Raw genomic sequence first — 25358 nt, 5'->3', positions numbered from 1 at the left:
GACAGGCTTCCGTTACTTCTCAACAATCTCTGAACTCAATCTTGCATAACGGGCTGCAAGCTGTTCTGTCAGATTACTGCCCAGGATTTCTGTGATCAATGGGTTGACCAGGTTTAACAAATAGATCTTGGTCTTTTTGATGACAAGGTTTGGATCACGGAATTCTTTTTCTATCAGGCAGTTCTCCGTCAAAAGGTACTGGATAAAATCTTTGACTTCAGAGGCCGTTCTTCCTAGCTTGGTACTTAAATACGACCGAGCCCTGGTGGAAGCAACATAGGGCAGTCTCATCTGCATCTCAGCAATTAATTCGATTCCTGTCGGAAAATCATCAACCGGCATATACTTGGCAGAATCCTTATTGAGAAGATTAAAGAAAACATCCAGACTTTCACAGTAAGGAATCAGCAAGTGATTGATTTTGTCTTTAACACCGATGATTCGGACTTCTTTCCCCCAGGCACGGATTCTTCGGATAATAGGCAGGAAATCGCCATCACTTGTAAATAAAAGAAATAGTTCTGCGGATTTCGGTCTGGTCACCAGAATTTCCTGAACCTCCAGCATCAGTTCCGTATCCGCCGCATTTGCACGGATTTCAGTGTTCACATAGTTATTTTTCCCATAGACATGACGCGTGAAGATGTTTTTCTTTTCAAAGGCAGTTTGGGTCCTCCAGAATTCTTCCTTGTCAAAATTTGCATACAAATAGACGGCTTTTAGATCCACTCCAATATGATCCGCATAGTCCTCCAGGAGCTGAATAAACTCCTCGGGCATCAGCCTGTAGCCGTATTCGTGAAGGCCTTCCCAGATATTTTCGTAATCAACAAATGCTATTGCCTTCAATGAAGATACCCCTTTTGCTCATTGTTCCTCTATCAATATATGTCTGCCTCGGACAAGGAGTGACAGGCTTATGTTTATCAAAAGTCTATGATTTTCTTTCTAGAAAAAATAAAGTCTTCCCTCAGATTTAAACTCTGAAGGAAGACTTTTTTAGTCGGTGACAAATTTTTTATTTTTTGCCTTTCATGCATATTCTTTAAATTTACCTTGATGATGCAATAATTAGCAACTGCCCGTATTGTTTTACTTCGAAATTCTAACTGCACACACCTTGTATTCGTACGTACCCGAGACCTTATCGCAAGCTGCGTTCGTCAGAACGTTGACCGGGGAGTCCTCATAGTGGAACGTCATGAAGATCATTCCGGGCGGAACTTTGTCCGTTACCCTGACCTTTGTATCCACTTCACCCCGGCGCGAGGAGACCCTGACCTTCTCACCGTCACAGACATTTAGGTTCCTGGCATCTTCAGGGTTGACCTCGGCGAATTCTTCTGCCGAATAAGCACTTAACACGTCTGAATAGCGCGTCGAGATGTTATAGTGGCTCAGTTTGCGTCCGGTACTGAGCAGGAAAGGATAATCCTTATCCGGTAGCTCATCCGAAACTCTGGCTTCAATTGGCATAAACAGCCCATTGCCCCGCGTGCAGCCATCCATATGCAGGATTGGAGTACCCGAATGGGTCTCACAGGTAACCGGCCACTGCAGGCCATGCGTTCCGAGACGTTCGTGTGAAATACCCGCGTACTGCGGCGCCAATGAAGAGACTTCATTCATGATATCTGCCGTTGAATGATAGTTGAAGTCAGAGCCCATTCTGTTGGCAATGGCACTGATAATCTGCCAGTCCGGTTTGGCGCCTTCAGCAGGCTCAACCGCTTTGTTGACCATTTGCACGCGGCGTTCGGTATTCGTAAATGTTCCGGTTTTTTCCGCGTAGCTCACGCCGGGAAGCACGACATCGGCCAGTTTGGCTGTCTCGGTAAGGAAGATATCCTGGACAACCAGAAAGTCAAGTGCCTGTAGTCCCTTGCGTACATGGTGGGCATCCGCATCCGTTGAAACCGGGTCCTCACCCATGATATACATTGCTTTCAGCTTCCCTTTAAGAGAGGCTTCAAACATATCCGGGATCATGTACCCTTTGTTCGGGTTTAAAGGTACTCCCCAGACCTTTTCAAATTTGTCTCTTGCTTTTTCGTCTTCCACTTTCTGATATCCCGGGAAGAAGTTCGGCAGCGCGCCCATATCACAGGCTCCCTGGACATTGTTTTGTCCCCGCAGCGGATTGACGCCGGAATTTTCTTTGCCAAGATTGCCGGTCAGCATGGCAAGGTTGGCCAGGGACATCACATTGTCCGTACCGGTGATATGCTCGGTAATGCCCAGTGTATAGAAGATCTGGGCACTTTCGGCTGTAGCATAGATCTCCGCAGCCTGATAAAGAAGTTCCTCCTGAACCCCGGTAACCCTGCTGACATACTCGGGCGTATATTTGGGAAGGATCACCTTCAGTCCTTCATATCCTTCCGTTCTTTTTTCAATAAAGGAACGATCTTCCCATCCCTGATTCAGAATGATATGCATCAGCCCGTTGACCAGCGTGATGTCTGTTCCGGGCCGCAGCCGCATCCAGACTTCGGCGAACCCGGTCAGCTCGATTCCCCTCGGATCGGCCACAATCAGTCTGCAGCCGTTGCGTACTGCCTGCTTGATCTTGCCGCCGATGACGGGATGAGCTTCAGTCGTATTGGAACCGATCACAAAAATAACCTTGGAATGCGGTATTTCACCAATTGAGTTCGTCATAGCTCCCGAGCCAAATGAAGTGGCCAGACCGGCCACAGAGGGAGCGTGTCAGGTCCGGGCGCAATGATCGATGTTATTGGTTCCGATCACTGCGCGCATCAGTTTTTGCATCAGGTAATTGTCTTCATTGATACAGCGTGCTGAGCTTAAAGCACCCAGCGAATCAGGGCCATTTTCGGCCTTGATTGTCGTGAATTTCTCTGCGATAAGATCAAGGGCTTCGCCCCAGTCCGCTTCGACCAGTTCACCGTCTTTTCTGATCAACGGAGCTTGCAGGCGGTTCGGACTGTGGATCGTATCATATCCAAACCGTCCTTTCACACACAATGCCCTGCCATTAACCGGTGCATCCAAACTGGAGGTTACTCCGATCACTTTGCCGTCCTTGACGTTCAGGTCAAAATTGCAACCTGTTCCGCAGTAAGGACACGTGGTCCGAACCTTTTTGATTTCCCAGGGACGTCCTTTGCCGATCATTTGTTTTTCAGTCAGTGCGCCAACCGGACAAACGGCCAGACATGAGCCGCAGAATACACAATCCGAGTCACCGTACGGCAGGTTAAAAGCAGGTGAGACCTGAGTTTCAAAACCGCGTTTGGAATAGTCTAGAACATTATTGACCTGAATCTCGGCACAAGCCCTTACGCATTTGCCGCATAAAATGCATTTATTCATATCCCGAAAAATGAACGGATTGCTGTCGTCCGGGTCAGAGCAGCGTTTCTCTCCCTGAAAAGTATTTCCTTTAACCTGATATTCATAAGCATAACGGGAAAGATCGCAGTTGCCCATCTTTTCGCAAGTTAGGCAGTCAATATCATGGTTCGCTAAAATCAATTCCAGGATAGTTCTGCGGGCTTCCCTAATTTCCGGTGTTGAAGTCCTTACGACCATCCCCTGTTGTACTTCCATCGTACATGCTGTAGCCAGGTTTCGCATGCCTTCTACTTCGACCATGCACAACCTGCAAGCGCCCCAGTTGGTCAGTTCGGGAGCATGGCACAGTGTCGGAACAGAAATCCCGTTTTTCCGGCAAGCTTCCAAAATCGTAGATTTTGCTGAGGCCAATACAGTTTTTCCGTCAATTTGGAGTTGAACCTTTTCCACACTCTCACTCCTTTTTCACTTTTCATCCAAGCAAACAATACCAATCACTCGACATTCAAATAAACGAATACCAGATCAGCCATTCTTAGGCTTATCTGGATAACCATTTGAAATACTAAGCTAAGCTGATTGCATTAAATTTGCATTTTTTCAGACAAGCCCCGCATTTAATGCATTTCTGCGTATCGATCACATAAGGTGTCTCTTTATCCCCGGTGATGCAGCCGACCGGACAAACTTTGGAACATTGCCCGCAGCGCTTGCATTTTTCATTGTCGACCGTATATTCCATCAGCGCGGTACAGGCATGTGCCGGACACCGTTTCTCAAAGATATGGGCTTCATATTCGTAACGGAAATAGCGCAGTGTCGCGAGCAGCGGATTCGGGGCTGTCTGACCAAGACCACACAGTGATGTCCGTTTGATAACCTTGGCCAGATTTTCCAGCGTATTCAGGTCCTCAGCTTGCCCCTCACCCTTGGTGATCCGAACCAAGATTTCCAGAAGCCGCTTCGTTCCTTCCCGGCAGGGTGTACACTTGCCGCAGGATTCCTTCTGGGTAAAGCTTAAGAAAAAACGGGCAATATCGACCATACATGTTGTATTATCAAGGATAACCAGTCCGCCTGAGCCAACCATTGCTCCTGCGGCGGTCAGATTATCATAGTCGACTTCAATATCCAGCATTTCCTCGGGCAGACAGCCTCCGGAGGGCCCCCCGATCTGAACAGCCTTAAATTGGTTCCCGTCCTTGATCCCGCCACCGATATCAAAGATGATGTCCCTCAGCGTGATCCCCATCGGCACTTCCACCAGGCCGGTGTTATTGACCTTTCCGGTCAGAGCAAATATCTTGGTGCCTTTGCTTTTTTCAGTGCCGAATTGCGTATACCAGTCTGTGCCATTCCGTAAAATATACGGTACATTGGCCCAAGTCTCGACGTTGTTGATATTGGTCGGTTTCCCCCAGAGACCTTTGACGGCAGGGTAAGGAGGCCTGACCGTCGGCATCCCGCGCTTGCCTTCGATGGAAGCAATCAGGGCCGTCTCCTCGCCGCAGACAAAAGCGCCTGCACCGGCTTTGATCTTTAGTTTGAAGTTAAATCCGGAATTCAGGATGTTATTGCCCAGTAATCCGTTTTCCTCAGCCTGGGCAATCGCGGTTTTAAGCCTGTCGATCGCGAGCGGATACTCGGCCCGGCAGTAGATATAACCCTCGTCAGCGCCAATCGCGTAAGCTCCGATCAGCATTCCTTCAATCACCGCATGCGGGTCTCCTTCAAGAACGCCCCTGTCCATGAACGCACCGGGGTCTCCCTCATCGGCGTTGCAGATCACATATTTTTTGGTGCCCTCTGACTTGCGGCATAGACTCCATTTAAGTCCTGTCGGAAAACCTGCACCTCCGCGGCCTCTCAATCCTGATTTTTTGACTTCCTCCACAACCTCGTCCGGGCTCATGGTTTGAATCGCTTTGGCCAAACCCTTGTAGCCGTCTTTAGCGAGATAATGGCTGATTTCCTCCGGGTCGATCTTGCCGCAGTTATCAAGGATGATCCGTTTCTGTTTGGCAAATAAATTCACGGTCTCAAAATTTGCCGCGAGTTTCCCCGATACCGGATCCTCGTAAAGAAGTCTTTCAACTTTTTCATCACGTATAATATCTTTTTCGATGATTTCGGAAATGTCCTCCGCTTTAACCTTCGTATAGAAAGTCTTGTCCGGTTCAATGATCACGGTTGGCCCTTGTTCGCAAAAACCATGACAGCCCGTAGAGCGGACGTCAGCCGTATGGATGCCTCTTTCAGCCAATCCTTCCCTGAGTAGATCGATTAATGTCTGGGAACCCGAAGAAAAGCATCCTGTTCCATTGCAGACCAGAACCTGCTTATTTTTTCTGTCTGGTTCCAGGATCAAAGACATCAGTTTCTGCCTCTGCTGTTTGCAGGAAACATAGTCATGGCACAACGGTCCTTCCGTCCTGCATTGAACATAATCGGAACAGGGAGTGGATGCTGTATGATGACATTTTTCACAACACGGGTTCGCTAAAACCTTCATCGTTTCCCCTCCCTTATTTAAATCTTTTCAGAATATCCGACACCAGGCCGGAATTCATATTCCCAAAAACCTGACCGTTGATGGTCATGACAGGAGCCAGGCCACAGGCTCCAATACAAGCAACGGTTTCCAACGTGAATCTTTGATCAGCGGTAGTCTCTCCGGCAACAATTGCGAGTTCACGTTCAATCTCAGAAAGTACTTTCTGAGCGCCCCTGACGTGACAGGCCGTTCCCATACAAACCCGGATCAAATTACGGCCTGTTGGTTTCAGTCTGAACTGAGCATAGAAAGTAACGACGCCAAATACTTTTGCCTCAGGAATCTTCAGTCCTTTGGCAATGGCCCGCATGACGGCCTCAGGAAGATAACCATACACTTCCTGAGCTTCCTGGAGAACCGGAATAAGAGCACCATCATGACCCTGATAAGCAGAGAGGATCTCATTCAGCCTGTGTTGGTTGGAATCAGCAAATACTGCCTCTTGTTTGGAGTCACAACACTTACACATATTCACTCTCCTTAAATTGTCATAATCTTCGCAAATATGATTATGGAACATAGATTACACCATTTTCTGTAAGCAGTAAAGACATTTTAAAATCGTGATCCTCTGCTGCAATTTTTTCAACCAGCTGACAATCGTACGCCAAACCGACGATGCAGACGTCTTTCCTTAATTGAGGCAGAAAACGGTCATAAAAGCCTTTGCCAAAACCAATCCTTTCGCCTTGCCTGTCGAATACGACACCCGGAACTAGAATCAGATCAATTTCTTCTGGGGATACCGGATGCAAGCGGTCGGGACGCGGCTCTCTGATCCCAAAATTCCCTGACTGCACATCATTTTTAACATTTCTGATCTCACACGGAATGATGGTTTCCCCCTGACATAACGGAATGATCAGCTTTTTTCGTGCTTTAAGCGTTTCTTCGGCAACCTCTGTAGTTTCTGCTTCATCCCAATAATTTAAGTACATCATAATTATCTCAGCGTTCTGATAATCTGGCAAAGACATTATATTCCTCTGAATCCGATCATTTTTTTGCCTACGTTCATCAGCTGTCATGACCCTCCTGATTTGAAGAACTTTTTTTCGAAATAAATCTTTTTCTTTTTCGTTCACGTTCTGCTTCCTCCTGGTCATATGTCTGCATTATAGAGCAAAATTAATCAAATTTTCGACATTAATCACTTCTAAAATTGCAATTTCCTAACAATGATGTTCGTTTAGCATTTTTCTCCTAAGAAATTATCCCCATCCGCAGTAGCCAAAGAACAAGTTTTTTCATGGTTTATCCACATTATCCACAATCGTTGTGGATAAATATTGCATCCTATGTTTTTCTAATACCTATTCTTTTTTGTCGATTTTTTTACCATAATAAATAAAAAATATAAAGTTTTTGATAATTTTGATAATTATTAACGAATAATTGAATATAAACTGATGTAACTGCGTCCTCCAATTTTACAGATTTAAGCCAGGAACTGCATTTAACTTCCATGAAGCATAATCATCATTCATAAAGCGATAATAACCGGCCAGTGCAATCATCGCACCATTGTCGGTACAGTATACCGGCGAAGGATAAACAAAAGAGATCCCGCGGTGATCCAGTTCCTGCTGCAGCGCTTGCCGCAAATTGCTGTTTGCTGCAACCCCGCCGGCCAGAGCCAAGGTCTTAACCGGATATTTTTCCAAGGCCCGGAGGGTTTTCTGCACAAGCACCTCCACAACGGCAGCCTGGAAAGAAGCTGCCAGGTCGGCAGTATTCAAAACTTCGCCCTTCATCCGGGCACTGTTTAAGGTATTAAGAACTGAGGACTTTAACCCGCTGAAACTAAAATCAAAGCTCCCGGTCTCCAGCATCGCTCTGGGAAAATCAAAAGCTGCTGTGTTTCCTTCGAAAGCAGCTTTCTGGATATTCGGACCGCCCGGATATCCAAATCCGAGCGCCCGGGCTACTTTGTCAAAGGCTTCCCCGGCAGCATCATCCCTGGTTCTGCCGATCACTTCATAGTCTAGATGCCCCCTAAAAATAATCAGATTGGTATGTCCGCCGGATGCCAAAAGCGCCAGCAGCGGGAAACGTAAGTCCGGATGCTCCAAGAAATTGGCATAAACATGCCCCTCCAGATGGTTGACGCCGATTAAAGGAATGTCTGCTGCATAGGCCATGGCTTTGGCAGCAGATACTCCCACCAGGAGAGACCCTACCAGGCCCGGGCCGTACGTCACTGCAACTGCAGAAAGACCTTTGAATCCCATACCTGCTTGTCCGAGGGCCTCTGCAACTACTTGGCTGATATGCAGACAGTGTTCCCGTGATGCTATTTCCGGGACAACGCCGCCATACTTTTGATGGGTACCAATCTGAGATGAGATGATGTGGCTTTTTAAATCCGTGCCGTTGGCTAGGACTGCCGCCGACGTCTCATCACAACTCGTTTCAATACCTAAGATTATTACATTCTTGTTATTGTCCACAATACTCCTCCAACGAGACCAGTTAAGTACCCGTAAATCCTTAATTTTTAATTCTAAGGTTAACAAGTCTAGTACAGCAATTTCTAAATAACATTAGTAGCTTGCACTAGCTGCAGGCTAGGTCTCCGGAATGGATGGCCAACGCCAAGCGGAGCACGATACGAAGTGCAGCTTTTTGACGGTAAAGGATAACGTAATTTACTAATCGATCTACTTGAGACTGGCCCACATAATCAGTGCATCCTCCTGGTTGTCGGAATAGTACCCTTTGCGTACTCCGGCGGCCTTAAAACCTAATTTCTCATACAGATTCCGCGCCGCCTGATTGGATACCCGGACTTCCAGTGTAAACCGCAACACGCCTTTGGCAATCATCTGATAAATCACGTTTTTCATCAGGTATTCACCCCAGCCCTTACCGCGGCATCCTGGCCAGATTGCAACATTTGTAATATGGCCCTCTCCCATGACGATCCAAAGCCCTATATAGCCAATAACCTTGTGATCCAGCTCTAGGCAAAAATAATTGGCTAAAACATTATTTTTCAGTTCTGATGTAAAGGACTCCGTTGTCCATGGCGTGGCAAATGATACTTCCTCAATCGCCACAATGGATGGGATATCCTCAAGCTGCATAGGACGAACGATAACCTCCGCCTCAGGTTCCCTATTCTGTTCGGCCTGACCTCTTTTTAACATTTTTATCACCTGAATATCAGTATTCTTTTTAATGATGGTTCAGAATTATAGTATGTTGAGAATACCAATATGACTACTGCATTATACCTTGTTTCTTAAGATAATTGGTTTCAGCTTCTGAGAGACGAATATAAATGGGTTCCAGGGCCTGAAAATTCCCGTCAAAGCATCTTGCCTTCCACTGTTCCCAAACCTCACATGCTGCATAGGCTCCTCTGGGCAGGTACTGGTATTCGGACAGCAGAACGGCCTGGCTGCCGAGTTGTTCCTCCAGGAATTGTCTGGCTCCGGTAACCGCATCCCCAACAAAAAAACAAGGTTTTTGAAGTTCCTTCAACTTCACTGTGAGCGCCTCCGGCGTAACAGCCTTCGGCCCGTCCAGGCACTCTCTGCCTTCCCGCCAAATATAGCGGGCATAATACCATTCATTTTTACGGGCGTCAAGGATCACAACGGTTTCTTCCGGCCTGCCCTTTCCGGCCCAGGCTAGCGTATCCAGTGAAGTAATTCCGACCAAAGGGATATTGAGGACCTGTGCAAGTCCCTGGGCTGTGGCGATTCCGATCCTGATGCCGGTAAACGACCCCGGACCCCGGACTGCGCCGATAAAATCAAGATCCACGGGTTTCCAGTCGGCAGCATTCAGCAGCTGATCCAGCATCGGGATCAGTCTTTCAGAATGGGTTTTCCCAGTGTTCAGAAATCCCTCTCCGACCAGCCTGCCATCCTGACCCAGGGCCAGTGCAGTCATCTTTGTCGTTGTATCGATTGTCAGATATTTCATAAGCCTCACTGCTCTTAATTATTTTTTCTTAGGACCACAGATTTATTCTAAAGCTTTTTAGCAAGTATGATGTCAAAAATTGAGCATAATTAAACGGGTTTGGTCACCGCTTCCCTGAATTCTGATTTCGAGTCTGTCTTCCGGCAGTAAATCCACAATGATCTCCGGCCATTCCAGCAAACAGACACAGTCATCCCGGAAATAATCGGCAACACCAATGATTTCTGCTTCTTCCGGGTAGCGGAGCCTGTATAAATCCATATGAATCAGTTTCAGTCCATCAATTTTGGTGCTATATTCCTGAATCAGGGTAAATGTCGGACTTGTCATGGTGTCTGTAACCCCGAGTCCTTCACCGAGCCCTTTGGCCAGGACGGTTTTGCCCGAGCCCAAATCTCCATAAAGACAGATGACCGTGCCTTCCCGGATACTTTGTCCGAGCTGTTTCCCGAGAAGAAAAGTCTCCTCAAAACTTCCCGATTCAATCAGCCGTTCCATATTTTCACGCTCCCGTCTCACTCGGGCTTTACGATCAAACCGTTGATCAATACTGTATGGGGCGTGGCCTCAAAACTGAGCGGCTTGCCCTCCCATACGACAATATCAGCATCTTTTCCTACTTCCAAAGATCCGACTCTGTCAGCTACCCCGAGTATTTCAGCCGGCCAGATCGTGATTGCTTTCAGCGCGTCTTCTTCCTCAAGTCCGTTGCGGACAGCCATCGCTGCACACAGCGGCAGATGCTCGATAGGGGTAACGGAATGATCAGTGATGATCGCTATTTTAAGTCCTGCTTTGTTCAATACTCCCGGTGTGCTGAATGTTTTATCTTTAAGCTCTACTTTAGCCCTGTTTGTGAAAGAAGGACCTACAGCCGCTGGATAGCCATACTGCTGAAGAATATCGGCAATTTTATGTCCTTCAGTACAGTGATCCAGAACAAGGTCCACGTCAAACTCGCGGGCTATGCGGATAGCAGTCATGATATCATCTGTCCTGTGGGCATGCGCTCTGAGCGGTATTTTTTTGTCCAGTACAAGATTGATGGTTTCAAGTCCCAGGTCCCGTTCAGGAAGTTTGTCCAAATCCTTTTGGCCTTGTTCCAGTTTCTCCCGATAGTTTTGAGCATCTACCAACGCCTGCCGGAGCAAGGCTGCGGTTCCCATCCGCGTCATCGGCATTTTTTTCTGTTCTCCGTATACAAATTTGGGGTTTTCACCGAACGCAATCTTGAGTCCTGCAGGATCTCTCAGAATCATTTCTTCGACCACACGGCCCGCCGTTTTGACAACAACACCTGTACCCCCAATGACATTTGCGCTTCCGGGGCAGGTAAACGCAGCGGTGACTCCTCCGAGCCGTGCATCCCTGAAGCCTTCATCTTCAGGATGGATTCCGTCAATCGCGCGAAGTTCCGGGGTCAGGGGATCCGTCATTTCATTCAGATCGTCACCTTCATGCTGATAGATTTCTTCTCCAATCCCGACGTGGCAGTGCGCATCAATGAAACCAGGCAAAACCCATTTTCCCCTGGCAGACACAATATGTACCGGCTCTTCTGTACTTAGGCCGAACATTTCTCTGAACGCACTTTCTTCGTCTTCATCTGTCTCCGCAACCGAATGCTTCATAATTTTTGCAATTTTACTGTCTTTGACCAAAATACTCCCTGTAAATTCAGGCTCTCCGGTCATTGGCTTGATATTTCCGCCGGCAATAATGATCTGTTGATTGCTCATATGAAATATTTCCTCACTTTAAGGTATTATCGTACAAATACATTTATAATGGCTATAAACGCCTTCACGCTTCCTGTGCCGTCGTCCATGCTGCGCTCACAGTGAAACTGTGGCCGCCAGACTGATTTATAGAGTTTTTTTCAGAAGATCTGCATGCCTGAATGTTACTCTTTGTATCAAGTTATTTCAAGAATGATTTATTAAATATCCTTCATCGAGAGGCTGACTCGACCTCTGGCGTGATCGATACTGAGGACTCTGACCTTCACGATATCGCCGACCGAGATAACTTCCATCGGATGTCTGACATAACTGTTGCTGAGTTCCGAGATATGAACCAATCCGTCATTCTTGACGCCAATATCGACGAATGCGCCAAAGTCAACAATGTTCCTGACCGTCCCTTCCAGACTTATTCCTACCTGCAGGTCCTCCAATTTGGTGATATCCCGACGCAGCAGTGGACGCGGCAGGTCCTCACGCGGATCCCTCCCGGGTCTCAGCAAAGCCTCAAGAATATCTTTAACGGTCGGTACGCCTGCCTGAAGTTCCGCAGCCAACCCCTCAGCACTGAAACCTCCCAGCGCAGCTCGCACCCGCTCCGGATTCGTTTTGAGGTCCATCGCTGTCAAATTGGCTTTCTTCAGGATTGCCGAGGCGACATCATAAGACTCTGGATGAACCGGTGTGTTCTCCAGACAATTATTCCCATCCGGCAGTCGGATAAAACCGGCACATTGAATATAGGTCTGCTCCCCGAGCCGGGATACCTTCTTCAGTTCTTCCCTGCAACGAAATTTGCCGTTCTTCTCCCTGTAGGAAACAATATTTTTGGCGACTGTATAATTCAATCCGGAGACAAATTTCAGAATAGACGGAGAAGCCGTATTTAAGTTGACTCCGACTGTATTGACGCAGGATTCGACGACACCACCCAGCGAGCTTTCCAAAACCCTAGGCTGGATATCGTGCTGGTACTGACCAACACCGATTGCTTTCGGTTCAATCTTGACAAGCTCAGCCAAAGGATCCTGCAGTCTGCGGGCGATGGATACCGCGCTTCTCAGCGAAAGATCAAAATCCGGGAATTCCTCTTTGGCCAGTGGCGAAGCCGAATAAACCGAAGCCCCTGCCTCGCTGACAATAATATATTCCAACGGACGTCCGCTTTCCCGGATGAATTCGGTGACGAGCTCCTCCGTTTCGCGGGAAGCTGTTCCATTGCCAATTGCAATAATCTGGACGCCATACTGCTCCACCACTTTGGCAATGAGCTGTTTGGCTTCTTGCTTTTTATTGTGTGGAGGGTTTGGATAGATCACCCCTACCTCTCCAAGTTTTCCTGTATCATCGATCAGCGCCCACTTGCAGCCTGTCCTGTAACCGGGATCGAGCCCCATGATCACTTTATCTCTTACCGGCGGCTGCAGCAGAAGCTGCCGCAAGTTGGCGGAAAACACCTTGACAGCTTGTTCTCCTGCCCTGCTGGTAATCTCGGCCCGGATCTCCCTTTCAATCGATGGGTAGATCAGCCGCTTATAGCTATCCTGCAAGGCCTCTTTCATCAACTCCTGGCAGGGGCCTCCCTGCAGGTATTTCTTTTCCAGTAATTGCAGAATCTTATCCGCTTCAATCTCAAGCCCTACGGAAAGGAATTCTTCCTTTTCTCCTCTGTTCAAAGCCAGAACCCGGTGCGGCGGAATTTTACGGACAGGTTCCTTATATTCATAGTACATCTCATAAGGCGAACACTCTTCTTTTTTCGCTTTGGCTGTAATTTCTGCCCATTCATAGATCCTGGCCCGAACTAGTTTTCTTGTTTCCGCATCATCGGAAACGTTCTCGGCAATTATGTCCCGGGCTCCGCTCAAGGCCTCAGCAGCATCATGGACATTCAAATCGGGATTAAGATACTTAGCGGCCTCTTCCTGCAGGCTTCCTTTGACAGGCTGGTTAAATAACCAATCCGCCAGAGGCTCCAGGCCCTTTTCTCTGGCTATCGAGGCTCTGGTTCTTTTTTTCTGCTTGTACGGCCGGTACAAGTCTTCGACTTCCTGCAGTTTGGCGGCAGCTTCTATTTTGGATCTTAAACCGTCATCTAGCTTGCCCTGTTCGTTAATCAAGCGGATGACTTCCTCTTTTCTGAGCTCCAGGTTCCGGATATATTCCAGCCGATCTGCCATGGTTCTGAGTACAGTTTCATCCAATTCTCCGGTTGCTTCTTTGCGGTAGCGTGCAATAAACGGAATGGTATTCCCCTGGTCCAGGAGCTTTACCGTTTCCCCGACCTGCCAGGTTTTCAATCCTAACTCCCTCGAAATGACGCTAATAAAGTCCATTATTTTTTTTTCCTCCAATCATGGGAACATGGGGACGTTTCTTTTGCCCCCTCGAGGGGATAAAAGAAACGTCCCCATGTCTCCCCTCCGTATAAAAAACAGCGTCAGGTGTTAGAAGCCTGTACGCTGCGTTATTCCGTACTATGTAATTTGGCCTCATCCATTGAAATCCTTCATATCTCCGTCAGCCCAAGGCTTATTTCAATAGCTTCATCAACCCTGAGCATTACTTCCTCGTCGAGCACTGCGACTTTTTCCTTCAACCGGCTCTTATCGATCGTTCTGATTTGTTCAGTCAAAATAACAGAATCTCTTTCCAAACCGCTTCGTTTAGCTTTGACTTCCACATGGGTCGGCAGTTTGGCTTTTGAAATCTGGGATGTAATTGCTGCGATAATTGTTGTCGGGCTATACTGGTTTCCAATATCATTCTGAATAACCAAGACCGGCCTGGTGCCGCCTTGTTCAGAACCTACAACGGGGTTTAGTTCCGCATAAAAAATCTCCCCGCGTTTAATACTCATACCCGACACTCCAAGCTAGTTTCCCTTCATAACGCATGGTTGCCTCTTCTTCAGCCTGGCATAAATCTACTGCCATCGACAGGTTGATTTGAGCCATTTCAACATATCCCTGCCGCATCTGCTCTCGTATTCCTGCTTTTCGCCGTTCAATCAATACACTGTAAACAGCTTCTTTGATAAAATCACTCCGGTTTAACTTCTCTGACGATACGATTTCGTCTACTTCCTCAATAATGCTTTCCGGCAAACATACAACAATACGCCTAGTCTCTGCCAAGCAAGGCACCCCCTTCATGGCCACGGAAGGCCCCATTAAGCAATCCTATTTTATTATAGCGACTCACCCTCTAAAGTGTCAACGAAGACACGGCCGGGTACAAGTAATATTCAATAATTCTTCCTGGTTTTAATCATGTAATTTTTTCCTGTTCTGATCCTATTTGGGTCCTGCCCTGAATCCTGCTGTAAGAAAACGCTCAATAACCGCATGATGCGCTGCTTTTTCCAGAGAATCTCCCAGGACTTCCAGCTGATAAGCCGGATTCTTTCTTTTTGTCGCCAGTCCCAGCAACAGGTCGGTAATATGGGGATTTTTCGGCAGCAACGGTCCATGGAGATAAGTCCCGAAAACATTTTTATACCATACACCCTCCTGTAAATCCTCTCCGTTATTGCCATAACCCCTCAGCGCTCTTCCCAAGGAATTCAGCTCTGATCCAAGATAGGTCTTCCCAGAATGGTTCTCAAATCCGACCATGGTATTGAACACCTCAACGCCATCGGTCTGCCGGAGAATGTTTCCCGACACGGAACTCAGAAGTTCAGGTGCCATTTCAACAATGACATTGCCAATCAGTCGTTTGTTTCCGGCAATGGTATAGAAGTCCAGGATACCCAGGCCCGGAATTTTTTTTCCGTCTCCGGTCTGATAATACAGCCCCAAAAGCTGGTAACCGCCGCAAATGGTCAGCATGACAAGTCCATCGTCGATCGCTGCTTTAAGTTCTGAGGATCTGGTGCTCAAATCCTGAACCAAAAGGCTTTGCTCCCGGTCTGAACCGCCCCCCAGAAAAAGAATATCCGCCTCGGAGAAATCCATTTCTTCCCCCAAAGATATTCTGCGTATCTCGACATCAATGCCGCGCCACCTGCATCTGGCAGCCAGCGCCAGAACATTTCCCCTGTCGCCGTATAAATCAAGCAAATCCGGATAAAGATGAAAAATGGTGAGCTTCATATATTTACCACCTTACGCTGTTTTTCTCCGGTTTTTCTTCTCACCAGAATATCCCGCATCGGGAAAAGGGCAGTGTAGGTTGGCAAAATAAATACGGCTTCTCCATCTGCTATGCTTGCAGCCGTCTCAACCGCTGACACCGTGTTGGCGCTTGGCTGTTCCAGCATCTCCACCGCTTTTTCCAGAGAATGTTCCATTGTAATCCTGTCTTCCTTAATTCCGGCATACTTCAGCCGCAAAGCCATGTCCTCAGCTCTTAAACCGGAGCATATGATTTGTTTCACGTCATCCTGACGCAAAGCCAAAATTTCAAAGTCGACATCCCATAACCAAGATATATCCCGGCCATCGGCCGCCAGATCGTTAATCACAATCAGCAAGCGGACAGACCGAGGCAGTTCTGCAATGGTATGGATGACCTGATTAAAACCTGTTGGATTTTTCACCAGGGTCAACGTTGCCTCACATCCGGGAAGCGAAAACTGTTCCATTCGCCCGGCATCGGAAACATACCGGTTCAGTCCGGCACCAATATCCTCTCTGGATATCTGCAGACGGTCCGCAGCACAGAAAGCTGCCAGCGCGTTATACAGATTATAATACCCTTGCAAAGGTACCTGATAGACGCGGTCGTCATGGTCATCATCTATCCTGAACGAGATCTCCCTGCTTTCCACTTTGACTTCTTTCGCTTCAATATAAGGATCAGGCCGGCTGAAACCGCAGCCAGGGCACCTATAGTACCCTAACTGACCGTAATGAAACAGCGTGTAAGACAATTCCTGACCGCAGTGCGAACAGTATCGCCCTTCCCGCGTTTCCGTGCTGTCGGCAGAGCTTGTGGGCAGTGTGCTTACCCCAAAGTAAAATACACCTTTCCGGCCGGTTCCGATCTGAGCAACTAGCGGATCATCCGCATTCAGCATCAGTTCTGTTGCGGCAGGCAGCGACTCTTTTACCAGCTTAATCGTCGTATCCAATTCGCCATACCTATCCAACTGATCCCGAAAGAAATTCGTAATCACAGCAAGCCGTGGAGTCAGCTGCCTGCATAGCCCCGGCAGTGTAGCTTCATCCACTTCGAGCAGCAGGACAGAAGCTTGTGGCATGCCGGCAAATGTAGTATTCTGCAGCAATGCTCCTGTAATCCCCGTAAGCATATTGGCCCCTTCCCGGTTAAAAGCAATCCTTTTTCCGGCTGTCTTCAGGATAGAAGCGAGTAGGTTGTTCGTTGTCGTTTTGCCGTTGGTTCCCGTAATAATCACTGCGCCTTCCGGAAAACTGGAAGCCAAGAGGCCAATAATATTGGGGCAAATCTTAAGCGCAATAAATCCAGGGAAGGTTGTGCCTTTCTTCCCCAAAAGCCGCATCAATATCAATACGATTTTTCCTGTCCAAAGCGCCAGGTAGAAACGGATTTTCATCAGGAGCTGCTCCTTATTTTTTAGTTGTTGTAACAACATACTTCTTTGTTATTTCCAAACATTCTTAAACATCCCTATTAATATAACCTAACTTACACCTAAAATAAACAGCAACTTAAGGGTTTGCTTGTTTTCCAAGAAAATTTGACTGGTGCCAAGCTTTTAGCGGCAGGCCCTTCTCGACAAAAGCTGTCCTGGAATCTATAATATTTTTAAAGATAAAAAGCAGGGAGCAAGCAATCCTATGATCATTCCCTATCAGGGCGTTAGGCCGTCGGTCGCAGAAACCGTCTATGTGGCGGACGGCGCAAAAATCATTGGTAGCGTAACCATCGGAGACCACGCAAGTATCTGGTTCAATTGTGTTCTGCGCGGAGATATTGCCCCGATTACCATCGGTCAAAGAACAAACATTCAGGACTTAAGTGTTATCCATGTGAATACCGATCTGCCGACACTTATTGAAGATGAGGTTTCTGTCGGCCATGGTTGTATCCTCCACAGTTGTACGATTCGTAAAGGCTCTCTGATCGGGATGGGTGCAATCATCATGAACGAAGCTGTCATTGGTGAAAATTCGATTGTGGGCGCTGGCTCCCTGGTCCCGGATAGAAAGATATTCCCTTCAAACTCTCTGATCCTTGGCTCTCCCGCCAGGGTAATCAGAGAAATTACGCCGGAAGAATTGATATCCATTCGCCAAATAGCAGAGAGGTACGTGGCCAAAGGCCAGGAATATCTTGTTCAAGGATACCCGATATCATCACTGTCTTTTCCCTCTGAATTTTGGTGATTTAAAAAGATAGTTGAAATACTTTATCAACTATCTTTTTCATTTAGTTTGTTTGTAAAATATGATTTACTGTTCCACGATCTCAATGCCGTCCCCCGGTTTAATCCATCCCGGAGACAGGACTTTGGTAAAAATTCCCTCACGTGGCATCACGCAGTCCCCGGCAAGCCGTTTAATGGCACATCCGCTGTTATGGCATTGTTTGCCGATCTGGGTCACTTCCATCAGCGTCTCACCGATTTTAAGCTTTGTACCTATGGGAAGCTCATACAGAATAATGCCCTCGGTCGTGAGGTTTTCCGCAAATCTGCCGTTATCCAGACCAGTCAGTCCGGCCTGTTTTAATTTATCGACACTTTCAGTTCCGAGCAAGCTGACCTGTCTGTGCCAGTTGGCAGCATGCGCATCCCCTACTAAACCATGATCCACTTTAAAATAGCCTTTTTCAATTTCTTGCTTCGGAACCCCTTTTGTTTCACTGATATTGACAGCAATTACTTTCGGCATATAGGATACCCCTTCCTTTAGGTATATAAAACATTGAATTCTTATTTTATGCTGCTAAACAGATACTTTTCAATGATAAGATCCGCGACACCCTGAAAATCATTGATATCGATCAACGGAACCGGAACAGCAAGATCATGGATATCCGTAATGACGCCAAGTAAGTTCTCCAAAGGAGAAACAATGTCGGTGCCAAGTTCTCTTCTTACAACTTCAAATCTTGGTCTTTGGGACATCTTAAACCCTTCGACCAGAATGATATCGACACCTTCAATCATTGCAATTACATCTTCGATATCTTTCTTCGCCTCGGTTTTCTGAATGACCGCATATTGATCGGGCCCGATAATTGCCGTGGATCTTGCTCCGGCCTCAGTAAACCGCCAGCTGTCTTTTCCCGGTTTATCAATATCGAAACGGTGGGCGTCGCTCTTAATCACGCCGACCTTAAAACCGCGTTCCGTCATTTCCCTGATTAGTTTTTCTATGAAAGTTGTCTTGCCGGTGCCTGATTTCGCAGCAACGAAACATATGACTGGAACATCATTCACGGTGATCTCCCCCTAGCTGTGTAAGGTTACTTCGTAAGGTTACCGCGTTAAAATTACTCTTATTAAGATCCCTTCTAAATAACGGTGACTTCATCGCCGACTTTCACTTTTCCACCCTTGACGGCTTTGCCAAAGCGGCCTTCTCTGCTGACAATATACGGCCGGCCATGTTCCTTGTGTTCTTTGCCGACCTTAACAATATGGATTTCGGCTTCGCCGATTTTGATAGTCGTTCCAGCCATTAGGTCGTCAAGTGCAATCCCGGAGATTGTAAAGTTCTCGGTATAACCAGCCGTTATGACTTCTTTTCTTTTATGCTCGGGAACTTTAACCAGAGCTTCTTCGGGAAATATACTGACCTGACGGTCCCAGTCGCCGGCGTGGGCATCTCCTTCCAGTCCCCAGTTTTCAAGCACCTTGACTTCGGGTATGCTTGTTTTTACAATTCCACGAACATCGCTGATATTGATGGCCAATACTTTTCCAGCCATTATTTCTCCACTCCTCGTTTAAAAAGTCTTATTTCATTGGCTGTGCACACTCTCCGGCAGTCCCCTTTAAAATTTCTATGCCGTGCTCCAACGACTGCAGAACAACTGTCAGACATTCTTTAACACCTTTCGGGCTTCCCGGTAAATTGATAATCACAGTTTTGCCTCTGATTCCAGCGACTGCTCTGGAAAGCATCGCTCTTGGCGTGACCTTCAGACTCTCTAGTCTCATCGCCTCGGGAATTCCCGGAGTAAGCCTTTCGACGACAGCCAGCGTAGCTTCCGGGGTCACATCCCTCGGTGAAAACCCGGTTCCTCCGGTCGTGAATATCACATCCACTTTATGTTCATCGGCATATTCAATTAACTTGGCTTCAATGATCTTCTGTTCATCCGGAACAATTTCCAGAATTCTAACTTCCCAGCCGATCTCTTCGACCATATTTTTAATGACCTGTCCGCTTAAGTCCTCGCGTTCTCCTCTGGACCCTTTGTCGCTGGCTGTGATAACGCCTACAGTGATCATCGTTCTTCACCTCTCCGAAGAGTTTTTTGAATAGTACGTCCGTCATTTTTGTTCTGGATATCTTGTTCATTTCTTTTTCGTAATTTATTATTTATGAGTCTCTCGGATATTTTATTTTGTTTTATCCGCTCGGATATAATTGCCACTTTTGCCGCCGGACTTACTGACCAGACAGATATCCCCGATCACCATATCCTTTTCTGCAGCCTTGCACATGTCATAGATGGTAAGCGCTGCGACAGAAACTCCCGTAAGTGCTTCCATTTCGACGCCGGTCTGGCCGGAGTTATTAACTGTTACCTGAATTTCAATCTTGCTTTCCTGGTCGTTGATTTTAAAAGAAACATCTATTCCCGACAACAGCAGCGGGTGGCACATCGGAATAATATCAGAAGTTTTTTTGGCACCCATGATACCTGCAACCTGCGACACCGCCAGCACATCCCCTTTAACCATGAGTCCCTCCTTGACTAGCGTCAGGGTTTCAGGCTTCATCCGGATCTCGCCGCGTGCTACCGCCACGCGAGTGGTTTCAGCCTTCCCGCTTACGTCAACCATTTTGGCCCGTCCCTCTTCATTGAAATGTGTCAGTTCACTCATGTCATTTTTCACCCGCCTATTTCGTGCATATTTCTTATTACCGGCTCAAAGTCACTGCTCTGGATACAATGCCGGGTGGGTTTTGCCATGATTCCATCCATCAGAAACTTCTCAAGTCCGTTTTCACCGTAATTCCGGATATCGATCTCGATATTGGAATGAAGGCATGGTTTCAGTTTGCCGTCGGGCGTAATCCTGATCCGGTTACAGTAATTACAGAAATGACTGCTTAACGAGCTGATCAGACCAACCTTACCTTTGCTATTCGGAAGTTTGTAGAGACGTGCTACGCTGCCATGTCCTTTAAATGGCATCGGGATCAACGTCGGTACTCTTTTTAGTATTTCTTCGTTGGACAAGAAATGCTCCCGGCCCCATGCTCCAGCTTCCCCAATCGGCATAAGCTCAATAAAACGAACTTCGATATCATCATCCATCGTCATCGCGACAAAATCTTCGATTTCATTGTCGTTGAATCCGCCAATAAGAACGACATTGATCTTTAATGGAAATAGTTTTGCTTCTTTTGCCGCCCTGACCCCTTCCAGAACATCCTGAACATTACCGCAGCGGGTAATTTCCTTATATTTGGCCGGATCCATGCTGTCAATACTAATATTTACCCGCGTCAGCCCAGCTTTTTTCAGGTCATCCGCATATTTTTTCAGAAGCAGCCCGTTGGTCGTGAGTCCCAGTTCCTTGAGTCCTTTGTTTTTCAGCAAGGCAATATTTTGGACCAGATCCAGGATCCCTCTCCTTACCAATGGCTCTCCGCCAGTGAGCCTGATCTTGGTGATCCCGAGTTTAACGGCTGTCTCGGCGATTTTTTCCATAGTTTCCAGGCTTAAGATATCGCAGCGTTCTTTTTTCTCAATACCTTTTTCCGGCATACAGTACGTACATTTTAAATTGCATAAATCCGTTACAGATATTCTTAAATAATTGATATCCCTGCCATATGCATCGATCATTATCCCAACTCCCCACTTACACTCGTATACCCGTAAACTGAATGAAAATTCTTATCTGCAGAAATAGCAGTTTGGATATTGACACATCTGGCAGTTTAAACATAAACCGCCTTCCCCCATGCGGATAAAATCATTTTTGTTCAGTGTCTCTCCAGCAAAGATCTTCGGGAGTACCGCATCCAGGACAGTGGTCTTGTAATAGGCGGCCGCTCCAGGTACGCCTAAGATAGGTATCCCATTCAAATAAGCCAGCATAAACATATTGCCGGGCTGAACAGGAACACCATATGTTACAACATCTGCACCGGTACTCCTGATCGCCCCAGGAGTAAGATCATCGGGATCTACGGACATCCCCCCGGTCATAATAATCATGTCGGCTTTTTGCTCCATATAACCTGTGATCTTCGCTTGAATCAATTCCAATTCATCAGGGCAATATTCCAGACCGATGATTTCCGCGCCAAAATACTCAAGTTTCTTCCTGATCACAGGCCCAAATTTATCTTTGATCCTTCCCTTATACACTTCACTTCCGGTAATTACAATCCCAACCCTGAGCTTTATATACGGCTCAACATGAAATACCGGACCATAAAGGGTGCATAATTCTTCTACTTTGCGAATATTTTCTTCTTTGGTAACAAGCGGTATAATCCTGGTTGCTGCAACTTTCTGATTAACTTCAACCTTGAAATTATTCGGTAAGGACGGTATCGTAACATGTTCGATCGAATTGATTTCGTGCAGCAATGAGCTTTTGATCCTCAGCAAACCTTTTTGAGTCGAAATCAACGTAGTTTTACCTTCCTGAGGTTCCGAAAAACTGATGTTCTGACCCATGACAGCTTGTGCCATTCTGATCGCCGCATCGTCTTCATGGATTTCATCGGCATTTTCTTCCCAGACGTAGATGTGCTCTTTACCAAGACTCAACAGTTCCTCGATATCTTCCTGCTTGATCACATAATTTCTTTTAAAAGCGGGGCCTTTAAATTCCCCAGGAATCACTTTCGTTATATCGTGGCAAATGGTCATGCCGACTGCATCCTGGACTGCTATTTTTTTCACTTTTATTCATCTCCTTAGGCCATAAAATCGTATAACAGCTTCTTATTTGATTCCCATTCTTATTAAATTCCAACTTTTTCATTTTGCTTCTATTCAATGATATAAGCGGTTAATTTTTCACCGGCTTTGACTGGTCCGCTCTTTTCCGGAATTTCCGCCAGGATATCACAGCCGAGCATGGAGCGCAGTACACCATTGCCTTGTTCTCCGGTCGATTCCATGATGACCATGCTATTCTCGTAAAGCATTCTGCCGCGTAAAAATCTTCGGCGAGGACTTGGTTTTCGGAAATCTTTCTTCAGGGTCACTTCGATCTTTCGATAACAATAATCCTTTCTGCCGGTCATTTTTTTAATGTAGGGGACAGTCATCAGCTGAAAAGTTACCATTGCTGCGGCCGGATTGCCTGACAGGCCGATCAGCATCTTCCCGTCCTTCACTGCGGCCAGACACGGTGAGCCCGGTTTAATCTCAATTTTCCAGAAAAGTGTTTCGGCACCAAGATAATCGGCTGCATGCCGGATCACGTCATAGTCTCCCACCGATACGCCTCCGGTCGTCAGTACCAAGTCGGCCTGCTTCCAAGCCTCTTCGACCAGGACCGCAACATCTTCTTTCTTGTCTTTGCATATCCCCATCACGACAGGCTCTACACCAAGTGAACGGAGATAGCCTTGGAGTGTATAGCTGTTGCTGTTTCGGATTTTACCAGGAGCTAGAGGCTCCGTTACATCACGCAGTTCGTCTCCGGTAGAGATAATCGCAATTTTTGGACGTTTATAAACCAGTACTTCCGCAATACCGAGGGAGGCCATCAGCCCCATCAGCGGTGCCGTAACAACGGTTCCCTCAGCCGCTATCAGATCACCTACGGCAATATCTTCACCCGCAGGCACGATATCTTCACCGTGCATGAAGGCCTTTGAAACAGATATCTTGCTACCCTGAACTTCTACCTCTTCAAATTTGACAACTGCATCCGCGCCTTCAGGGATCGGAGCTCCTGTCAAAATTTTAATTGCCTGACCCTTGCTGACAGCGTTTTGGGCCGTATAACCTGCCGGCACTTCTTCAATCACCTCAAAGGTGACCGGATTAGCTTCGCTGGCTCCCGCAGTATCTTCGGCCCTGAAAACAAAACCGTCATAAGGTGAACGCGAAAACGGCGGAATGTTTTCCCTGGCAACAATATCCTCTGCCAGTATCCTGTCGAGGGTATCCGCTAAATGATTATTCTCCTTTTCGGTCAAAGGACAATAATCAAATATCAAACTTTGGGCTTCTTCCAACGAAATATTTTTTTGCATGCATATCCTCCTTATTAATCACAAAAATCCTGCACGGACATGCAGGATAAAGATTTTTGGCTCGGCAAACAAACCAATTCTTTTCACATCTCCTTCGCAATACAGCAAGTAACAGAATTTCTTCTACTACTCCGTGGACTTTGTCCAGACCTTGCATCCATAGCCGCATTGCAACTTTAGGATCCAAGGCTCGGAGAAAAATATTCTAATGTTGTGATCCGCCGACTCCTTTGCTTATATTCGCTTCAGCAATTGAAGGGGGTACCCTACTAGGTGAACACTCCTAGTAGGGTTATATAAAGGGAAGGAACACACCCAAGGGTAATGGCATGGTAAGATAAGATTATACTTATCTTACTCGTTCCTTATTCAATAATCAATCCAAAATATGTGCCAGTTTCAAATTTACTTCGTTTAACAGCGTTAATAACCCTGCAAGCCTTGAGAAATGCCCATCATGTTATCACCAAAGCATTTTTTGTTTCGTTAAGCAATGATATCATTTGTTAAAAAATGAGTCATAAAAATTTTCAAAACAGGCATTTGTTGTTCATCTATTGCCTCCAGATTTAGAAATTAGCTGGAATAGACAGATTATCCAGCAATTCTCAGACTAAAAAATTATCAGTTCCCATCCCGAGACTTCGAAATTATGATATACTATACTGCGTATTATTCAATTTTGAGGTGAAACTGTCGATGGACGAAAAGAAACTATCCAGTCAGGTTGTAAAACGTTTGCCCAGATATTACCGGTATCTTTCAACACTGCTGCAATTGGGAATCAGCAGGATTTCCTCTAAAGATTTGGGCAACCGAATGGGTCTGACCTCTTCTCAGGTAAGACAGGACTTTTTCTGTTTTGGCGGCAACGGCTTACAGGGATATGGTTATGATGTCGGTTTTCTGCATCAGGAAATACACAAACTGCTTGGACTGCAGCATTCTCATACCATGATCATTATAGGGGCCGGAAGTTTGGGCCATGCTTTGGCCAAACACGCGAATTTTGAAAAAAGCGGGTTTAAACTTGCCGGGATCTTTGATGTCAAGCCTGAACTGATCGGCGAAAAAATTCGAAACGTTGAGGTCCAGCCCGTGGATGACCTGCCAGATTTTCTGAGCAAAAACCCTGTGGATATTGCGGTTTTGACCGTGCCGGAAAATTGCGCCGGTGAGGTCGCCAGGTTGGTTGCTGATTTAGGCGTTAAAGCTTTATGGAATTTCTCTCCGGTCGAACTGATGATGCCGGAAGATATCATTGTGGAAAATACCCATATGATTGACTGTCTGATGGTGCTCGGATACAACCTTCAGGAAAAGTCGCTGAGGGAAGAGTCTCTGAAAGAAAAACCATAAACAGCAATTATTGTTGAATAGATCATAAAGCAATCAACAATTAGGCAAACAAATAGGCATATAAAAATAGAATAATCAATTCAAGAAAAATAACAAATAGCCCTGATAATCTCC

At 46.6% G+C, this 25358-nt stretch carries 25 protein-coding genes and 1 riboswitch; of the genes, 2 read left to right on the top strand and 23 right to left on the bottom strand.

Annotated elements, in window-relative coordinates; translation table 11 throughout:
• Nucleotides 1-12: 12 nt before the first annotated feature.
• The 15 genes from AB3489_RS03285 to AB3489_RS03215 all read right to left on the bottom strand — a co-directional run bounded on the left by AB3489_RS03285 (nucleotide 13) and on the right by AB3489_RS03215 (nucleotide 17068).
• Nucleotides 13-849, bottom strand: coding sequence for an NYN domain-containing protein (locus AB3489_RS03285; protein WP_368293930.1), 837 nt, complete (start codon nucleotides 847-849; stop codon nucleotides 13-15).
• Between the two features lie 243 nt (nucleotides 850-1092).
• Nucleotides 1093-3768, bottom strand: a complete 2676-nt coding sequence (gene fdhF, locus AB3489_RS03280) for a formate dehydrogenase subunit alpha (RefSeq protein ID WP_368293929.1) — start codon at nucleotides 3766-3768, stop codon at nucleotides 1093-1095.
• A 115-nt stretch (nucleotides 3769-3883) separates the two neighbouring features.
• Nucleotides 3884-5830 (bottom strand): NADH-quinone oxidoreductase subunit NuoF, encoded by a 1947-nt coding sequence (nuoF, locus tag AB3489_RS03275; RefSeq protein WP_368293928.1) that lies wholly within the window; start codon nucleotides 5828-5830, stop codon nucleotides 3884-3886.
• Nucleotides 5831-5843: 13 nt separating this feature from the next.
• Nucleotides 5844-6341, bottom strand: a complete 498-nt coding sequence (gene nuoE / locus AB3489_RS03270) for an NADH-quinone oxidoreductase subunit NuoE (protein WP_019225287.1) — start codon at nucleotides 6339-6341, stop codon at nucleotides 5844-5846.
• A gap of 40 nt (nucleotides 6342-6381) precedes the next feature.
• Entirely contained in the window at nucleotides 6382-6957 is a 576-nt protein-coding gene (locus AB3489_RS03265) for a 5-formyltetrahydrofolate cyclo-ligase (RefSeq protein ID WP_368293927.1), read from the bottom strand.
• A 345-nt stretch (nucleotides 6958-7302) separates the two neighbouring features.
• Complete coding sequence (gene tsaD / locus AB3489_RS03260; RefSeq protein ID WP_368293926.1) at nucleotides 7303-8322, bottom strand: tRNA (adenosine(37)-N6)-threonylcarbamoyltransferase complex transferase subunit TsaD; 1020 nt, start codon at nucleotides 8320-8322, stop codon at nucleotides 7303-7305.
• Nucleotides 8323-8532: 210 nt separating this feature from the next.
• On the bottom strand, nucleotides 8533-9021 hold the full coding sequence (gene rimI, locus AB3489_RS03255; protein ID WP_368293925.1) for a ribosomal protein S18-alanine N-acetyltransferase: 489 nt from the start codon (nucleotides 9019-9021) through the stop codon (nucleotides 8533-8535).
• Between the two features lie 73 nt (nucleotides 9022-9094).
• Entirely contained in the window at nucleotides 9095-9805 is a 711-nt protein-coding gene (gene tsaB, locus AB3489_RS03250; RefSeq protein WP_368293924.1) for a tRNA (adenosine(37)-N6)-threonylcarbamoyltransferase complex dimerization subunit type 1 TsaB, read from the bottom strand.
• 72 nt (nucleotides 9806-9877) lie between these two features.
• Nucleotides 9878-10303 (bottom strand): tRNA (adenosine(37)-N6)-threonylcarbamoyltransferase complex ATPase subunit type 1 TsaE, encoded by a 426-nt coding sequence (tsaE, locus tag AB3489_RS03245; RefSeq protein WP_368293923.1) that lies wholly within the window; start codon nucleotides 10301-10303, stop codon nucleotides 9878-9880.
• A gap of 17 nt (nucleotides 10304-10320) precedes the next feature.
• Nucleotides 10321-11544: an amidohydrolase family protein gene (locus tag AB3489_RS03240; RefSeq protein WP_368293922.1), complete on the bottom strand. Its 1224-nt coding sequence runs from the start codon at nucleotides 11542-11544 to the stop codon at nucleotides 10321-10323.
• Between the two features lie 200 nt (nucleotides 11545-11744).
• Complete coding sequence (locus tag AB3489_RS03235; RefSeq protein WP_368293921.1) at nucleotides 11745-13883, bottom strand: Tex family protein; 2139 nt, start codon at nucleotides 13881-13883, stop codon at nucleotides 11745-11747.
• A gap of 173 nt (nucleotides 13884-14056) precedes the next feature.
• Complete coding sequence (locus AB3489_RS03230; RefSeq protein WP_015043684.1) at nucleotides 14057-14407, bottom strand: type II toxin-antitoxin system PemK/MazF family toxin; 351 nt, start codon at nucleotides 14405-14407, stop codon at nucleotides 14057-14059.
• Nucleotides 14397-14684, bottom strand: coding sequence for a CopG family ribbon-helix-helix protein (locus AB3489_RS03225; RefSeq protein ID WP_019225279.1), 288 nt, complete (start codon nucleotides 14682-14684; stop codon nucleotides 14397-14399). Before AB3489_RS03225 ends, AB3489_RS03230 begins: the two co-directional genes overlap by 11 nt.
• Before the next feature lie 159 nt (nucleotides 14685-14843).
• Complete coding sequence (locus AB3489_RS03220) at nucleotides 14844-15644, bottom strand: type 1 glutamine amidotransferase (protein ID WP_368293920.1); 801 nt, start codon at nucleotides 15642-15644, stop codon at nucleotides 14844-14846.
• Entirely contained in the window at nucleotides 15641-17068 is a 1428-nt protein-coding gene (locus AB3489_RS03215; RefSeq protein ID WP_368293919.1) for a MurT ligase domain-containing protein, read from the bottom strand. Before AB3489_RS03215 ends, AB3489_RS03220 begins: the two co-directional genes overlap by 4 nt.
• A gap of 244 nt (nucleotides 17069-17312) precedes the next feature.
• On the opposite strand from AB3489_RS03215, the gene AB3489_RS03210 reads away from it, so the two are divergent.
• Nucleotides 17313-17861: a gamma carbonic anhydrase family protein gene (locus tag AB3489_RS03210; RefSeq protein WP_019225276.1), complete on the top strand. Its 549-nt coding sequence runs from the start codon at nucleotides 17313-17315 to the stop codon at nucleotides 17859-17861.
• A gap of 66 nt (nucleotides 17862-17927) precedes the next feature.
• On the opposite strand, the gene AB3489_RS03205 is transcribed toward AB3489_RS03210, so the two are convergent.
• The 8 genes from AB3489_RS03205 to glp form a co-directional block, all read right to left on the bottom strand.
• The gene (locus tag AB3489_RS03205) at nucleotides 17928-18368 is read right to left on the bottom strand and encodes an MOSC domain-containing protein (protein WP_287895910.1); all 441 of its coding nucleotides are present in this window, start codon (nucleotides 18366-18368) and stop codon (nucleotides 17928-17930) included.
• Between the two features lie 41 nt (nucleotides 18369-18409).
• Nucleotides 18410-18919, bottom strand: coding sequence for a molybdopterin-guanine dinucleotide biosynthesis protein B (gene mobB / locus AB3489_RS03200; protein WP_019225274.1), 510 nt, complete (start codon nucleotides 18917-18919; stop codon nucleotides 18410-18412).
• 74 nt (nucleotides 18920-18993) lie between these two features.
• Complete coding sequence (locus AB3489_RS03195; protein ID WP_368293918.1) at nucleotides 18994-19410, bottom strand: MOSC domain-containing protein; 417 nt, start codon at nucleotides 19408-19410, stop codon at nucleotides 18994-18996.
• Between the two features lie 28 nt (nucleotides 19411-19438).
• Nucleotides 19439-19936: a molybdenum cofactor biosynthesis protein B gene (locus tag AB3489_RS03190; protein ID WP_019225272.1), complete on the bottom strand. Its 498-nt coding sequence runs from the start codon at nucleotides 19934-19936 to the stop codon at nucleotides 19439-19441.
• 111 nt (nucleotides 19937-20047) lie between these two features.
• The gene (gene moaC, locus AB3489_RS03185; protein ID WP_287895914.1) at nucleotides 20048-20536 is read right to left on the bottom strand and encodes a cyclic pyranopterin monophosphate synthase MoaC; all 489 of its coding nucleotides are present in this window, start codon (nucleotides 20534-20536) and stop codon (nucleotides 20048-20050) included.
• A gap of 8 nt (nucleotides 20537-20544) precedes the next feature.
• Nucleotides 20545-21507: a GTP 3',8-cyclase MoaA gene (gene moaA / locus AB3489_RS03180; RefSeq protein WP_287895916.1), complete on the bottom strand. Its 963-nt coding sequence runs from the start codon at nucleotides 21505-21507 to the stop codon at nucleotides 20545-20547.
• 51 nt (nucleotides 21508-21558) lie between these two features.
• A complete protein-coding gene (locus AB3489_RS03175) occupies nucleotides 21559-22578 on the bottom strand; it encodes a molybdopterin-binding protein (protein WP_368293917.1) in 1020 nt (339 codons plus the stop codon).
• Nucleotides 22579-22667: 89 nt separating this feature from the next.
• Entirely contained in the window at nucleotides 22668-23885 is a 1218-nt protein-coding gene (gene glp / locus AB3489_RS03170) for a gephyrin-like molybdotransferase Glp (RefSeq protein ID WP_025206056.1), read from the bottom strand.
• 73 nt (nucleotides 23886-23958) lie between these two features.
• Nucleotides 23959-24093, bottom strand: a riboswitch (molybdenum cofactor riboswitch).
• Between the two features lie 491 nt (nucleotides 24094-24584).
• Here glp and AB3489_RS03165 point away from each other — a divergent pair.
• Nucleotides 24585-25244 carry a redox-sensing transcriptional repressor Rex gene (locus AB3489_RS03165; RefSeq protein ID WP_025206057.1) on the top strand — a complete coding sequence of 220 codons (660 nt, stop codon included), beginning with the start codon at nucleotides 24585-24587 and terminating at the stop codon, nucleotides 25242-25244.
• Nucleotides 25245-25358: the final 114 nt, after the last annotated feature.

Origin of the sequence: Dehalobacter sp. TBBPA1 (assembly GCF_040931655.1) — a bacterium.
GTDB classification, from domain to species: Bacteria; Bacillota; Desulfitobacteriia; order Desulfitobacteriales; family Syntrophobotulaceae; genus Dehalobacter; species Dehalobacter restrictus.
The sequence above is the reverse complement of the archived record's forward strand: the minus strand, read 5'-3'. Positions and strand labels throughout refer to the sequence as shown.